The sequence below is a fragment of the Enterococcus sp. AZ095b genome (assembly GCF_051714725.1).
Classification (GTDB): domain Bacteria; phylum Bacillota; class Bacilli; order Lactobacillales; family Enterococcaceae; genus Enterococcus_B; species Enterococcus_B pernyi.
Window position 1 is genome coordinate 2,515,099 of sequence record NZ_JBIOSL010000001.1, and the last position, 14,606, is coordinate 2,529,704.

The 14,606-nt window shown below is 38.0% G+C and carries 12 protein-coding genes and 1 tRNA gene; 2 read left to right on the forward strand and 11 right to left on the reverse strand.

The window, feature by feature from the left end:
* Positions 1–515 precede the first annotated feature (515 nt).
* Positions 516–1,178 (forward strand): CPBP family intramembrane glutamic endopeptidase, encoded by a 663-nt coding sequence (locus IGJ99_RS12085; RefSeq protein WP_010736687.1) that lies wholly within the window; start codon positions 516–518, stop codon positions 1,176–1,178.
* 171 nt (positions 1,179–1,349) lie between these two features.
* Here IGJ99_RS12085 and IGJ99_RS12090 read toward each other — a convergent pair whose 3' ends face one another.
* The 9 genes from IGJ99_RS12090 to IGJ99_RS12130 form a co-directional block, all read right to left on the reverse strand.
* Complete coding sequence (locus IGJ99_RS12090; protein WP_023520314.1) at positions 1,350–2,159, reverse strand: MBL fold metallo-hydrolase; 810 nt, start codon at positions 2,157–2,159, stop codon at positions 1,350–1,352.
* Positions 2,160–2,213: 54 nt separating this feature from the next.
* Entirely contained in the window at positions 2,214–3,086 is an 873-nt protein-coding gene (locus IGJ99_RS12095; RefSeq protein ID WP_010736689.1) for a two-component system regulatory protein YycI, read from the reverse strand.
* A gap of 2 nt (positions 3,087–3,088) precedes the next feature.
* On the reverse strand, positions 3,089–4,396 hold the full coding sequence (locus IGJ99_RS12100) for a YycH family regulatory protein (RefSeq protein ID WP_438770859.1): 1,308 nt from the start codon (positions 4,394–4,396) through the stop codon (positions 3,089–3,091).
* Entirely contained in the window at positions 4,393–6,234 is a 1,842-nt protein-coding gene (gene walK / locus IGJ99_RS12105) for a cell wall metabolism sensor histidine kinase WalK (protein WP_010736691.1), read from the reverse strand. Before walK ends, IGJ99_RS12100 begins: the two co-directional genes overlap by 4 nt.
* A gap of 4 nt (positions 6,235–6,238) precedes the next feature.
* Positions 6,239–6,943, reverse strand: coding sequence for a response regulator YycF (gene yycF / locus IGJ99_RS12110; protein WP_438748666.1), 705 nt, complete (start codon positions 6,941–6,943; stop codon positions 6,239–6,241).
* 301 nt (positions 6,944–7,244) lie between these two features.
* Positions 7,245–8,252 carry a DUF1002 domain-containing protein gene (locus tag IGJ99_RS12115; RefSeq protein WP_010736693.1) on the reverse strand — a complete coding sequence of 336 codons (1,008 nt, stop codon included), beginning with the start codon at positions 8,250–8,252 and terminating at the stop codon, positions 7,245–7,247.
* A gap of 256 nt (positions 8,253–8,508) precedes the next feature.
* Positions 8,509–9,579, reverse strand: coding sequence for a baeRF3 domain-containing protein (locus IGJ99_RS12120; protein ID WP_010736694.1), 1,071 nt, complete (start codon positions 9,577–9,579; stop codon positions 8,509–8,511).
* 363 nt (positions 9,580–9,942) lie between these two features.
* The gene (locus tag IGJ99_RS12125; protein ID WP_010736695.1) at positions 9,943–10,800 is read right to left on the reverse strand and encodes a DegV family protein; all 858 of its coding nucleotides are present in this window, start codon (positions 10,798–10,800) and stop codon (positions 9,943–9,945) included.
* Complete coding sequence (locus IGJ99_RS12130; RefSeq protein ID WP_010736696.1) at positions 10,790–11,365, reverse strand: DUF1836 domain-containing protein; 576 nt, start codon at positions 11,363–11,365, stop codon at positions 10,790–10,792. Before IGJ99_RS12130 ends, IGJ99_RS12125 begins: the two co-directional genes overlap by 11 nt.
* Before the next feature lie 382 nt (positions 11,366–11,747).
* On the opposite strand from IGJ99_RS12130, the gene IGJ99_RS12135 reads away from it, so the two are divergent.
* Positions 11,748–11,820: transfer RNA gene (locus tag IGJ99_RS12135), tRNA-Lys, on the forward strand.
* Positions 11,821–12,529: 709 nt separating this feature from the next.
* On the opposite strand, the gene IGJ99_RS12140 is transcribed toward IGJ99_RS12135, so the two are convergent.
* Both IGJ99_RS12140 and IGJ99_RS12145 read right to left on the reverse strand, forming a co-directional pair.
* Entirely contained in the window at positions 12,530–13,534 is a 1,005-nt protein-coding gene (locus tag IGJ99_RS12140; protein WP_010734334.1) for an SIS domain-containing protein, read from the reverse strand.
* 11 nt (positions 13,535–13,545) lie between these two features.
* Positions 13,546–14,595 carry an SIS domain-containing protein gene (locus IGJ99_RS12145; protein ID WP_023520316.1) on the reverse strand — a complete coding sequence of 350 codons (1,050 nt, stop codon included), beginning with the start codon at positions 14,593–14,595 and terminating at the stop codon, positions 13,546–13,548.
* Positions 14,596–14,606 lie beyond the last annotated feature (11 nt).

Below are 14,606 nucleotides of genomic sequence, written 5' to 3' on the forward strand. Positions count from 1 at the left end.
ATAGCTTCTCATATTTTTTCAAGTTTTGACTTAATATTGAAGGAGCTGGCTTTTGAACACCGTTTATCATAGGTTGTGAAAGAAGCGTTTTGACCTGAGTAGTAAGATGGAAAATCAGAAAATAGCTCCTCATATTTTTTGATTTTCTAGCTTAATGTTGAAGGTCAGCTTCTTGAACACCGTTTATCTTGGTTGTGAAAGAAGCGCTCAGCACTGAGTAATAAGACAAGAAAATCAAAAATGGCTTTTTCATTTTGGATTTTTTGACTTATTATTGAAGTGTTGCTTCTTGAACACCGTTTATCATAGGTCATGAAAAAGCCGATCAATACTAACTGATCAGAGAAACATCTTGATATGGTATAATGAACAATGGATAGTGTTTAGTAACACAGAAGTTGATTAAGCTACTAAGTTTCTTCAATTAAAGTTCAACGAACGGTTGCTTTTCCTATATTATTAGAGCAAGAAAGAAAGTTACACTTGGCTTTTCACTTAGCTCAAGGAGGTTTCATATGTCATTAAAAAAATATAGCTTTTTTAGCATTTTTTGTTACGGGCTAGTATTTGTCTCGCCTTTACTTCTGACATCTGTCGGACTTGTAAATTCAACGTCAGGTTTGATTAATGCTACAACAGTTGCGTATATCTTAGGTGCAATCATTCTGTGGTTCTTGTACTTCAGGCATAAAGAACCCATAGAAATCGAAGCAAACGTACCAGTTGCTTCTCGCTCAAAAATCATTTTATATGGAGTAGTTGGTATCTTTATCGCTCTAATTTTACAAAGTATTGCGGTTATGATCGAGAGTTTCTTTTTTGGAGAAGTCTCTCCATCTGAAAATACGCAAAATATTATCCAACTGATTTTAGATACTCCTGCTTTTATTATTGCTACAACTATTGCCGGACCAATCATGGAAGAATTTGTATTTCGTCGCAGTATTCTTGGCATCGTTGGTCACTATACCAACTTTTGGGTAGGTGCAAGTGTTAGTTCCTTGCTCTTTGCATTAGCACACAATGATGGGCATTTACTCGTCTACTTCTTTTTAGGATTTTTCTTTAGTTTACTATACCGATCCACTGGACGAATCTGGGCACCAATGATTACCCATATTGGTATGAACACTCTAGTTGTCATTGTACAATTGGCATTGCAACAAGGTTTACTGTAAAAAATAAAAAAAGCCTGTGACTTTCATCATCAGGCACTCCCTATAATAAAATAAATAGCATTCAGGAGGTAACTCCTTACGAAAAAAGCGGTAAATCCCAAAAATTCCTTCAAATTTTCGGACTTTACCGCTTATTTTTATGAGCCGATCACTTCCGTCACAACTGATTGATCAAATTGAAAATAATTCTGTTGCAGCATCCGGGTCAGTGTCGTACACATTGAAATCATATCCCACACCTAGATCTTTTTCCTTAAGAACATTTTCCATAGTCAAATGGGCCAATTCTTTCATATTGTTTTCTTTACTTAAATGGCCTAAATAGATTCGTTTTGTACGATCGCCAATTACATCAGTCATCACTAATGCACCATCTTCATTCGATAAATGACCACGATCGCCTAAAATACGTTGTTTCAAATTCCAAGGATACGGCCCCATACGCAACATCTCTAGATCATGATTGCTTTCCATCAAGTACCCATCAGCATTTTCAATGATCCCTCGCATATGATCACTACAATAACCCGTATCCGTCAGCATGACAAATGAACGATTCTCTTTATGGAAACGATAAAATTGTGGTGCAGCTGCATCATGAGAAACACCAAAACTCTCGATATCTAAATCGCCAAATGTTTGGACTTTCCCCATCTGAAATAAATGTTTTTGTTCAATTGGGACATTTCCGATCATCGGAGCCATAGCTTCCCATGTTTTTTCATTTGCATAGATATCTAAATGGTACTTACGCGCCAAAACACCTACCCCATGAATGTGATCTCGATGTTCATGTGTCACAAGAATACCGTCTAATTGATCGGGCGTCCGACCGATTTGTGCCATTAAGGAAGTAATTTTTTTCCCACTCAGTCCTGCATCTACCAGAAGTCGCTTTTTGTCACTCTCGATATATAATGAGTTTCCTGAACTCCCACTTGCAAGGATACTGATTTTAAAAGCTGTATTTCCTTCAGCCATTTTACTACTACTTCCCTTCTTACTTTGTAAACTTTTTTCATTATACCTACTTTTTTAATGATCTTCCACCTTTGGGATCGAATTATTTGTAATAATCGTATTACTAAATGCATTGACCGTTTCGATCTGATAAGTCTTATCCGGCGTTTCAATTGCAACATACCACACCGGTACATACACATTTTTCTCTCGTACTTTCAAAATACGAGAGTAAGCCAGCTGACGCCAAAGGATATTCGATCCTCGAGAGATTTTATTATTTACATACAATGTATTAATAGCTTCTTCTTCCGTATGCAATTCTGTTTTTTCTCGCAACTGTTCAATATTCGTTAAGTGGGTTTGAGTATACTTCAAAATGCGATACTCATCCCCCTTTTTTTCGAGGGAGAAAATAAGTTTAGCTGTATCATCATAGAATGGCAATCCTTCATACGTTTGGCTCGCTGTGATTTCAGGAGAATCACCTTCTAATACAGAGAAATTTTTCATATAGATATACTCATTACCAAATAAAACATCTTCCTCGTTATCCAAAAAATCATTGAGTGAACTTGCTATGCGATTTGGATCAAGGACTTTGCTTTCAGATTCAGAGTCCGATAATGTTTTAGTCAATATATTATCATTGATCGAAACTCCACTTTCTAATAAACCACGTCGATTATTATCTTGGCGATACTTGAACAACGTTTGACTCAGTTCCGTTTCTTCCGCACTTAAATAGTAGCCTTGCTTACTTTCAGAAGAGAAATCACCCGTATAAGTAATATCATCATTTGCTAACCGTTTTTTGATTGATTCTGTCTGATCTGAGCGTATTACCGTATGCTCTTGGTTGATCGATTCATGATAACTACTAAATAAAAAAACATTCAATCCTAGAAAGGCGACGAAGAAAATCCATTCAATTTTTTTGAAATCCATAGTTACTCCGCCTCCTTCTCAGGTAGTTTGGTCAATAATTCATTTGCAGAATACCATTCTCCTTGATATTTCACATACCACTCTGGGAATAGATCAACCACCCGATTTGTTTCTTCGATGTTTTGCCATGTATAGCCAACAATAATCAACTCGATTTTCGATTCTTCTGCCCCATTATCTACTAATTCCTGATATACATCGTCGGTGCTAGGCAACTCGACTTCTTCATCTGAAGGAATCGGGACTTGGATGGTATTTAAACTCGTTTGGATACTTACTTGATTATTGACTTGCTCATTACCGATTTCGATTGCAACTTTTCCTTTACTGTCTGAACCAAATACGGGAAATCCTTCTACAAAAATACGATAATCGATTGTATTCTTATTACGATCAAAATATCGAACATTGCCTAACGCGCCACCTAGTTTGCTGACATAAGGAAAACTGTCCGTAAAAATATTGTTTGGTTCATCAATCGTCGGTAAATCTCCTCTAAAATCGACGATCTGATTTTCTGAATGGATCGTCATTGTTTCATTGCCATCATAAAAAATCAATTCCGTACTTTCATCATTGTTTTTAACCGCATCTGGCTGGGAAAAAAAAGCATTCCGAAAGACGGTATATGGTTGCTGAGATAAGATATAACTGTATTTTTTTAGTTTCATTGGTTCTTTGATACTGTGCTGTGTTTCAATACTTTCTGGCGTTCTGAATACAGGTGTCCAGTTGACATCTGAAGAATTCAAATCATGTTCTATTTCTTTCCAATCCATCGATAGACTGGCTTCGTAAATCGTCCGCTGATCATAATCAATAAAACTAACTTTTTCGTCTTTTAGATCAAATTGGACACTCGTAAAATAGACATCTTCATTTTGGACTGAACCTAGATCAATATTCAAACCAAATGCTTTCACATAGCCACTGAGTAGATAAGGTGCGTTATAAGAGAATTCGATTCCTTCATTGAGAGACTTCTTTTGATTGAACTTCTCTTGGTCTGCTTCCACGACTTCTGTCAGCTTGCCAAAACGAGCACCTTCGATCCACCCATGTATTTGAGAAATCAGGTTCTCACTATTCGTTTCTTTCACTGTATCTGTTTGAAACCATGTGAGGTGTAAAGGCAAATAAATTTCTGATGCTTTACGATAGCTTTGTGATTCAATCACTTGTGAATTGCTCTCTTCTAAGTTGATTGAAGTTTTCCCTGCTGGACTCAACCAAATTGCATAAGAGAAGTACAGGCTTAATGCAACCATCAAGATCAAACCAATTCGTATAAATTTTTCAGAAATCTTCATTCCCACCATTCCTCCTCATACGGTTCATAAGGTAAAGAAATATAGAAGGTTGAACCTTGTCCCTCCTTACTTTCTGCCCAGATTGCGCCACGATGTGCTTTCACTACTTCGCGAGAGATTGCTAAGCCTAATCCTGTTCCACCTTGCGCTCTAGCTCTTGCTTTATCCACTCGATAAAAACGTTCAAATACACGATTCAAATCTTTTTTAGGAATACCTAGCCCTTGGTCTGTAATACTTAAAATCACATTGTTATGTGTTTCAAGCAACCGGCAGGTGATTGCTCCCCCATCGGGTGAATATTTGATTGCATTGTTCATGATATTGTCAATAACTTGAATAATTTTATCTGTGTCGATCTCGACCCACAGATCTCGTTGCGTAAATTCTCGACGGATCGTATAATTTTTTTCTTGATTACCAACCATCATATCAAAACGATCTAACACAAAATTAACGAGTTCATTAAAATTGACATATTCTAATTGTAATTGAGTATTCCCCGTATCCATGCGAGATAGGTTCAGTAGATCATTGATCATGCGGATCATACGATCGGTCTCATCTAAGGTCACTTTTAAAAAGTTCGGTGCGACTTCTTCGTCCTTCCAAGCACCCTCACTAAGTGCTTCGATATAACTACGCATACTTGTTAAAGGCGTACGCAACTCATGGGAAACGTTCGATACGAACTCACGACGTTCCCGTTCTGTTTTCTCTTGTTCCGTTACATCATGTAAAACTGCAACCAACCCACTGATAAAGCCAGATTCTCGACGGATCATCGAAAAATCGACGCGTAAAATCATCTGGTCAGCTTCTCTCGCTCCAGTTGATCGATCTAAAATCATTTCATTCGGATCTTCTAACAGTTTTCGTAACGTGTATTCTTCTTCAATTGCTAAAAGGGTCAAGATTGACTGTCCGATTGCTTCTTCTTTTTTCAAGTCTAATAATGAGACAGCCATATCATTGATCGTAATGATCTTCCCTCGACGATCGGTTGCAATAACACCATCTGTCATATGTGACAAGACGCTGTCTAACCGATTTCGTTCAGCTTCCATCGTATCTTGCGCTTCCTCGATCCGTTCTGCTAGTTGGTTGAACGTTTCAGCCAACTGACCTAATTCATCTTGACCATGGACCTTTACTTTACGGCTATAATCACCACGCGCAATGCGGATCGCTTGCTCACGCATCTCACCGATCGGTTGCGTAATGGAACGTGCGACCAGAACAGACACAACCATTGAGATAAATGCTGCAATTAACGAAGCCGTAAAGAAAATCAGTGCTGTATTATTGATTTCTGAATATTTTTGTTCGATATCACTTTTGACGTAAAGAGCCCCGATGACGGCGTCGCCGGTCGGGGACAAAATCGGTTGAATATTGATATTTACTCGTTTTCCGTCATCATCTAATGCGACATATCGTTTGGTTGTAAAATCATTCATATCGACGTAATCATTCTTTTTGCCGACTGAACCTTGTTCGCTTACCTCTGTCGTTGCTCGAATGATGCCTTTTTCATCCACGACACGGATCTCAATGATATCACTTGAAGCACTGGTCTCAATAAAACGCTTGATATTCCCATTGACATCATCGATAGTCGCACTTTCATTGCCTTTCCCATTCAGTTCTGGACTGATCGTTGTCGCTAATGTTTCGACTGTTTGGTTCATATCTTTGATAAAGGTATTGATCGTTGAACGTTCCAATCCTCTAATAAAATAAGCACCTATAATTTCAATTGAGATCAGTAAAATCAAAATAAATGTAATAGCTATTTTGAAGTTTACTGATCGAAAAAAACGGACTTTTCCTTTCATCCAATTACTCCTGTTCTTGATTACGCAAGTAATACCCTACGCCTCGGCGTGTAACTAAATAGCTAGGATGACTTGGATTATCCTCGATTTTTTCACGCAAACGACGAACGGTCACGTCTACTGTACGAACATCACCAAAATAATCATAGCCCCAAACGGTTTGTAACAAATGTTCCCGTGTCATGACTTGACCAATGTGTTTTGCTAAATAAAAGAGCAGTTCAAACTCACGGTGAGTCAATTCAATCGTTTCGCCACGTTTCGTCACCATATACGCATCGGGATGGATCGTTAAGTCCCCAATGATCAGTTCAGAAGGTGTGACTTCTTCCACTTCTTTGGTAGCAGAAGCGCCACGTCGAAGATTTGCTTTCACACGTGCCACTAATTCACGATTAGAGAACGGTTTGGTCACATAATCATCTGCTCCCAGTTCCAAACCTAACACTTTATCGATTTCAGAATCCTTAGCTGTCACCATGATGATCGGCATATCAAACGTTTTTCGTACTTCACGAGCCACTTCTAAGCCATCCATTTTTGGTAACATCAAATCTAGTAAAATCAAATCAGGTTCCACTTCGGCTACTTTTACTAAAGCTTCTTCCCCATCATATGCTGTATAGACGTCATAGCCTTCTTTTGCTAAGTTAAATTTGACGATATCCGAAATCGGTTTTTCGTCGTCGACAACTAGTATTTTTTTCATAAAGAGCCACCTCTTAGTTAGTATTGTCATTCTGTTCTATTATACCGCATTTCTTATCAGGTTTCATCTTTCTAAAAAAATAGGAGGTTATTGATAAAAATTGCATGATTGAACAGGCGGATTCAGATTCCTACACCCCCCCACGAATCTCACTTGTCGCTTATCAAAGTATGCAATTAGATGATTATAAAAATAAACCGCTAACTCGGAAAAGTTATAGCGGTTTATTCTTGCTTCATTGACTAAAGATCCGTATAGGGTAGCTCAAATCAAATATTTCATACATAAAAAACTATTTCGATTATTGAGAGTCACCAGAAAACATGCCAGTGATCGAATCCCATATGCCACTAAAGAACCCTTTGATATTTTCCCAAAGCCCTTTTGATTTTTCTTGAATTTGCTTGCTCGCCTCAGTCAAGTCTAATTCTTTCACGAAGTCTTCAAAAATATTTTTATCTTTCATTTCACTCATCAACGAAGTTATTTCTGTGACTTGATCGCTTGTCATTACATCTTCTAGTCCATTATCCTTCAGAGCTTTTTCTACTGTCGTTTGAATATCCGCTTGTGTCAGCTCTTTGCCGTCAGCAGTCTTAGCTGCTAACTCTTCTTTCGCTTGCTCCTGTGCTTTATTTAATGCTTCATCGGAATAGCCATCTTTGTCTTTGTTTTCTTCTGTGATAGACGATAAAACATCCATCTCATTTTGAGCCACGCTGACACGGTCTTGATTAATGATGCCCCCTGACTCTTCAACGATTTTGTACACACCAGCTAAAGCACCTGAACCATCGATCGGTACTGCAGATGCGACCGTCAATTTTGCATCGGTAATCCCAGCTGTTAACGCTGCATTTTGATACTGAGCGGCTGTGATTCGTGTGATATTTTCTGGTGTCGCGATATCAACAGTGATCCCTTCGCCTTCAGCGAGCGTCTGCATACGTACAGAACTATAAACTGCCCAGTCTTTGGTAAATCCACCGTCAGGAATATAGGACATCAAGTCTGTACCGGACGTTTTATAGATCGGTGTTTCTCCTTTGATCCCTAATTTATCTAATGTATAAGTTTCTTGTTCTTTCGTTAACGCATTACCGATTGCTACTGCATTGATCTGTAATCGTTCACTAGAGCTGGTTGTCGTTGTTGAATCGGAAGAATGCGTAGCAACTGTCGAGTCGACCGTTCCTGAAATTGGGACAATACTTTGCGTTGTTGCTGTCTCGTCTGCTAATACGATTGGTGTTGCTAGTAAAACTTGGCTTGAGACCAAGAGAGTGGCAATAAGTTTTGTTTTCTTCATACATAACCTCCATGTAGCTGTTTTCTGTTTTAAACATTGTACTATAAGGTCTATAAGATAACCTACGCCTCAAGGCTGATTTGAAAAGAATCTTATACTATCTTTTAAGATTACGAGTGTTTTCTTAGCTATTCCAAACTTTTTAGACTTTATCTTTCATCAAAAAGCCCAACCTCCGAATGTATCCGAGTGTTGGGCTTGGGCTATCTCCTTATTCTTCTAAGCTTCCTAGTTTCCCATTTGTATGAATCGATTTTTAATAGCGTAATTGTAATAGGATCGGCGATTGATTTTCTAATACTTCTGTTTCGGCAAAGATAACTTCTCCTCCGTAACGCATGACTTCATAAATGATTTCATTGACGATATCTTCGACGTAGCCTTCGTCACTCGGTGAGATATCTACTAATTTGACTTGATGATCTCTAATCACCGCCTCTTGATAGTAAGCGTGATCTACAATCAATTTTTGCCCTTTTCCTTTAATTACTTGTCTGTAGATGTTGGCTACATCACGCTCTACACGCCCTTGGTTTTCCATTCCTACTATAGTGTGTAGTATCGTCTCTTTTTGATGACGAATGTATTCGTGAATCACCTGATTTGCTTGCTCTCCTATTGCCAACTCATTTTCGCCACTATCAACTGTAAAGTTCCCATAGATTTCTCCAACAATCCGTTCATCTTTATGTGAAATCTGTTTATATGTCGCAATATTTTCTGTTGTTCCAGCTAAAATGATTGGGTGTGGATGACGATTCAAATAAGGTTGTAACTCAGAATCAATCCATTTGAAGAACTCTTTTTTGTAATTCGTTTGAACACTTCCCATTGAATTCAATACGCGGTCTTTTGCCCAGTAGCCTTTATTCCTGATTGGGAAATGTGCGTCTTTCACTTCTTGTATCAGCGTATCATCTACATATTCTAGTAAACGTGAACAATCCATCCCAATCGTTAACACATAATAATGGTTCATTTTACTTTCACTTCGTAAGATTTCTTTTGTATGGAAATACGCATCAATAACAAATTGACTCTCCAACACAAACGGTACTTCGATTTGTTCATTGACACTTGGCGAAATAAAATAGACAATGCTTCCTCTTTTATGCGTAGGTTGAAAGTCTTTTAACACTTGATCGATTTTACGAATCATTGTTTTCGCCGCTGTTCCTTCCCTTTCTTCCAACTCTAAAATAATCTGTTTTACTAGATTTTTTAACACTAGTTTATATTTTTCAGCACTTTTCTCGTCATTTGGCATCCCTAACATGATCGTTACCGCTGGATTTTCTCTGTGGGCACTTAATTCTAAATAATTCATTTTTAAACTCCTTCTTTCTACCTAAAAATAACCTGGCATAGTGATCAATCGATATGATCCGCATTTCTATGCCTACTTTAATGATATTGGTTAGAGCGATTCTAAGGTCAACCTAATTTTTTATACAAAATCAAAAATGCCGGAATTGTGTTTTTTCTTCTCCAAAAACTCTTGAAGCATGTTCCATTAAATTCAAAAATTAAATTTCCCCATAAAAAATCCCGCCCTAGAGAAGTCAGACGAATATCTAACTTCTACAGAGCGGAATTCTATTTGCGATTCTTTTAGTGTCCACTATTTTTTTCTAATTATTTTAGATAAAAAATAATGCTGTTCTTTGATGATCACTTAGCTTCGATCATATTATGGTTCAAGTATTTGCACACCGATCCCTAATAAACCTGGGCCAGTATGGACAACCAATGCCGGTGAGATTTGTCCAAAATAAATCTCTTGGACATTAGGGAATTCACGTTCAAAACGAGCCTTCATTTCAATTGCTTCTTCTTCCGCCGCACCATGTGCGACTGCCAAGTTGAAGACTTTTGCATCCCCGACAGCTTCTTTCACATAGGACATTGTCTTGTCTAAACTTTTCTTTCTGCCTCGTGCTTTACCTACTGTATAATAGATGCCCTCTTCATTACAAGAGATGATAGGATTCAATTTTAAGGCATTTCCTAAAATTGAGGCAACTAGACCGATACGTCCGCCTTTTTGCAGGTATTCAAGTGTTGCTACATTGAAAAAGACTTTCGTTCGTTCAGCTAATGCAACTAATTCATCGATCAGCGTGTCCCATTCCATGCCATCTTCGATCCATTTTGCGGCTTGGATTGCTGTAAAACCGGCGCCAATACCAATATTTTTAGTATCTAATACATGTGTTTGGATTCCTTCTTGTTCTTGTGCGACAAGACGAACCACATTATTCGTCCCGCTCAAACCACTTGAAATAGTGATTGCTAGAACTTTATCATATCCATCATTTTTGATTTGATCAAAAATCTTAGTGATTGATTCTCCATCAGGTAACGAGGTACCCGGAATTTCCTCAGGTAAACGCTTATAAATCTCTTCAGGAGTAATATCGACTTTATCTGTATATTCTCTATCTTTATAAATGATTTTCAAAGGGATCACATAAATATTGTACATATCGATGATTTCTTGTGGCACATCTGTTCCTGAGTCTACTAAAATCGCAATCTTATTCTTCATTTTCTTTCTCCTTTTTTGCCTCTTGTAAATATTCGCTTTCTAAACTGATCGTTTTTTCTGCTAGTAGCTTCATTGCAAAAGAAATCGTCGCTGAACGTACAGCAACATATTCTAATGGAAGTTCTTGATTCAATAATTGTTCATGTTGTTTTCCTTGGGCTAATTGACTGACCATTCGTATCGCATTTTCTTGTTCATCACAAAAAAGATTGTATGCTTCACGGATGCCCACTGTTTTTCCTTGAAACAAAATTCCTTCTTTGATTTCAGGAATCGTCAACACTTGTTTAAGCGTTGTGATAGCAATCAGAAATGCCACATGTTGTTTGTTGTATCGCTTTTTGATTGGCGCCGGTACTAAACCTAGTTTCACATAATTATTAACCATTGAAGAAGTTAACAAAGGATGTTTTTCTCCTTGGATAACTGGTGATAAATGACGATCTACTAGTGTCTTGACTTGATCCATGTATAGCTCCAAGTCTGGAAGTTCTTCCCAATGTGGTAAACGAAACGTTTCGATACTGACAGCCCAATCAATTAATTGCTGACGCATTTTTTCCATTATGAAAGCTCCTTTAATGTTCTCATTAATATCTTATCAAAGTTTTCAAAAACATTCAATCTAGTTACTCAAACTAGATAAATTAATAACAAAATCAAACATCGATAACAAGCGTTTAAACGATGCTTGTTCTAGATTCTTCTTGGAATAAAAAAAGACCCGCCATTTTCATGACGGGAAAAGGAGTAAAAAAATGAAAAAGTGTTATGGGTTGTTCTTTTGCAAGAACTTTGTTGGTTGGGATACATTTATCATAACGGTCATTTATGAATAAACTATGAATGAATTTCTAGGAAGTAGTAAAGTTTTCGTAGATTTTTTATTGTACGTGCCTTGCATTTTAAAATGCTTAGTGCTACTATAATAAAGTAGTTTTTCATATGGGCCGTTAGCTCAGTTGGTAGAGCAGCTGACTCTTAATCAGCGGGTCGCGGGTTCGAGCCCCTCACGGCCCATTGGGTGCCAAACCCACGTCACCAGTACACTCTTGGCTACTTCGGTAGTTTGGAAAAGAGTGTGCGTGGTGACATTTTTTTGTTTTAAATCTTTTTTAGATTACCTTGAAAAAGGCATACAAGGGAGTCATTATGCCCTGTTGATCATTGAGATGCTTACATGATTATCATTATCTTTCATACTTATCTATTTACTCCCCAAAACATTTCGCCTCTAAGTAGTTAATCTATGCTCTTTTCAAGAATCAAAGTAATTCGGTCTAACTTTTTAGGAAGAACTCCCACTTCTCAGACGTCTTTCAATGATAGATTGCTGCCATTTTTTATAAATATTAGAAACCCTTTGATTCAGCCTCCCTCTTTTTCCCGTTAACTTTAAACTAACTTAATAGCACTTCGTTAGTTTATTTATCAACAAGGAGGTATTAGATTTTAGTAACTGTTTAAGTCCCTTCAAATCCTTTCCCTTATTCTTTTCGTTTCTTTTTGCTCCTCCAATAAATACCAAAAAAGCGTTCCATCAACATTTGGTTAACGAAACGCTCTATACATTGTTAAATTATGAATTCAGGTGTTCTTCATTTATGATGTTCAAGAATAGATCACTTTTTCTTATTAAGATAGCTTCCCTATCCACTCCATAGAAACATTATATTTCAGTGTTCTTTTGGGTTATCTTTCTATCGATCCTATTCCTCTTTGTTTTCTATCAGTACTCAAATTGGCGATAGTAGCGTCGAATTTCTAGCGGGTGGCAATTCATTTGTTCGACATAGGCATCAATCCGCTGTGTTACGCAATGCATCAATAAGTGAGATAGCACTCGGCCACGATATTTCTCACTTATTCCTGAAACAGGATAATCCTTCGTATCGATCAATGTATAGTTTGCACAAATTCTTGGCAACAATTTAGCAACTCTTTCTGATAATGGGCGTTGTTCGTCTTCTCCTAAAAACACGGTGACAGGTGTAGTTTCATCAACGATTTCCAACGTTCCGTGAAGAAACTCAGCAGCATGGATCGATTTTGAACGCAACCAGCTTTGCTCCTCCCAATAGCACATAGCATAAGAATAGACAGCACCCCATTGATTTCCTGCACCGATAAAATAATGCATCGCATCGTGACGATGTTTCTCCGCAAATGCTCGCCCAAATTCATCCGCCTGCTTTTCAGCTTCTACTAATCCTTTTGCTAAATATTGATCCAATTCTCGATAGTAGGCGTCGTAATCAGGAAAATCCCCATGGTTTTTCATCAATCGATCGGCAACCATAAAGAATTTGATTTGTTCGGTTCCCGGTGCAGGATACGTGATGACATGATCACATTGTTCCGCCAAAATACTGCCTTTTGAATCAATAAATCCTAGTAATGTCGCTCCTACTTTTTTGATTTCTTCAACTGCTTTAACCACTTCTTGTGTCGTTCCAGTAACAGAGGACAAGATGACTAACGAGTCTTTGGTCAAACGACGGTTGCCGGTTGTATAATATTCTGCCGCATGTTGGACGTAAACCGGTAAGTCACTTTTTCCATTAATGTAAGTGACAGCTTGCATCGCAGAAGCATAGGTACCGCCAATTCCTAGATAATAGATGGCGTCAAAGCCTTTTTCGTCAATGGCGTCGACTAATTTTTCAACTTCTGGACGTAACGCTAACATTCCTTGGATATCATCAATTTGTTGTTGTTCATTAAATTTCAGCATCTTTTCCACCTCTAAATTTTACTTTTTAGCACTTGATCAAAGTCATCAAAAATACGTTTACTCAAATCGATCCCTTTAGCAGCAGCCCCGAGAGAGGAGAAAATTTGGAACGGAATCACTAAGAGCAAAGAAGAAAAAGTTTCTTCACATGCAACATCCAGCCCAAGTGTATCGGGATTCTTTGCCGCTGCTGTGGTGATCGTATAAGCTTTTCCCACATGGGATGCTAAATAATCATGCAACAGTTGGGCTCTTGATTGATTCGGGCTTGGTGCTTCAATAAAGAAAAGCACATGTTTATGGTTTGCTTCAAGATACGGCCCGTGCATATACGCTTCCAATTCAAATCCTTGCGAAGGCACTCGAATCGTTTCCGTAAATTTCGTTTCAAATTCTTTAGCGGTTCCCCAGTTTGGCCCATAACCGACTGCCACAAACCGATTCGCTAGTTTAAAAATACTTGCGTTTTTCTCAAAAAAATCAATTGTCTTAGCAATGACCTGAGGAATGGCTTCAATCATTTCCTCTAACTGATTTTTGATCATCGACACTTGGTCGTCGGATAATATACCTTTACTGTAGCCAATAGATACCCCCATTAAATAGAGTTGCAATACTGTTGCTACATATCCTTTGGTCACGAATCCAACGGTCTCGATCCCAGTTCCTAGATCAATGCTTTCGTTAACTTTTTGAGCAAGGGGACTTTCGGGATCACTGCTTAAACCGATCGTATAAATATCTTGCTTGGACAACTGCGCCACTGCATCTATCGTAGAAGCACTTTTTCCGCTTTGTGAAACCGCCAAAACTGTTTCGATATCTTTAGAAAGATTTCCGTAATGGTTAAAGTGGTATGGCTCTTCAATCGTGACAGTGATCTGCGCTAATTTCTCCATTGCGTACTTTGCTGCTAAACAGGCATTGGCAGAAGAGCCCGTTGCCAAAATCAGTAAATTCTCGATTGCAGCTCTTTTTTCTTCTTTTTTAGGAACAAACCCCTGCAAGATCTCAACTAGTGTTGCTTGCTCTTCTTGTATATAGTCCATCATCGTTGCCACAACAATTCCTC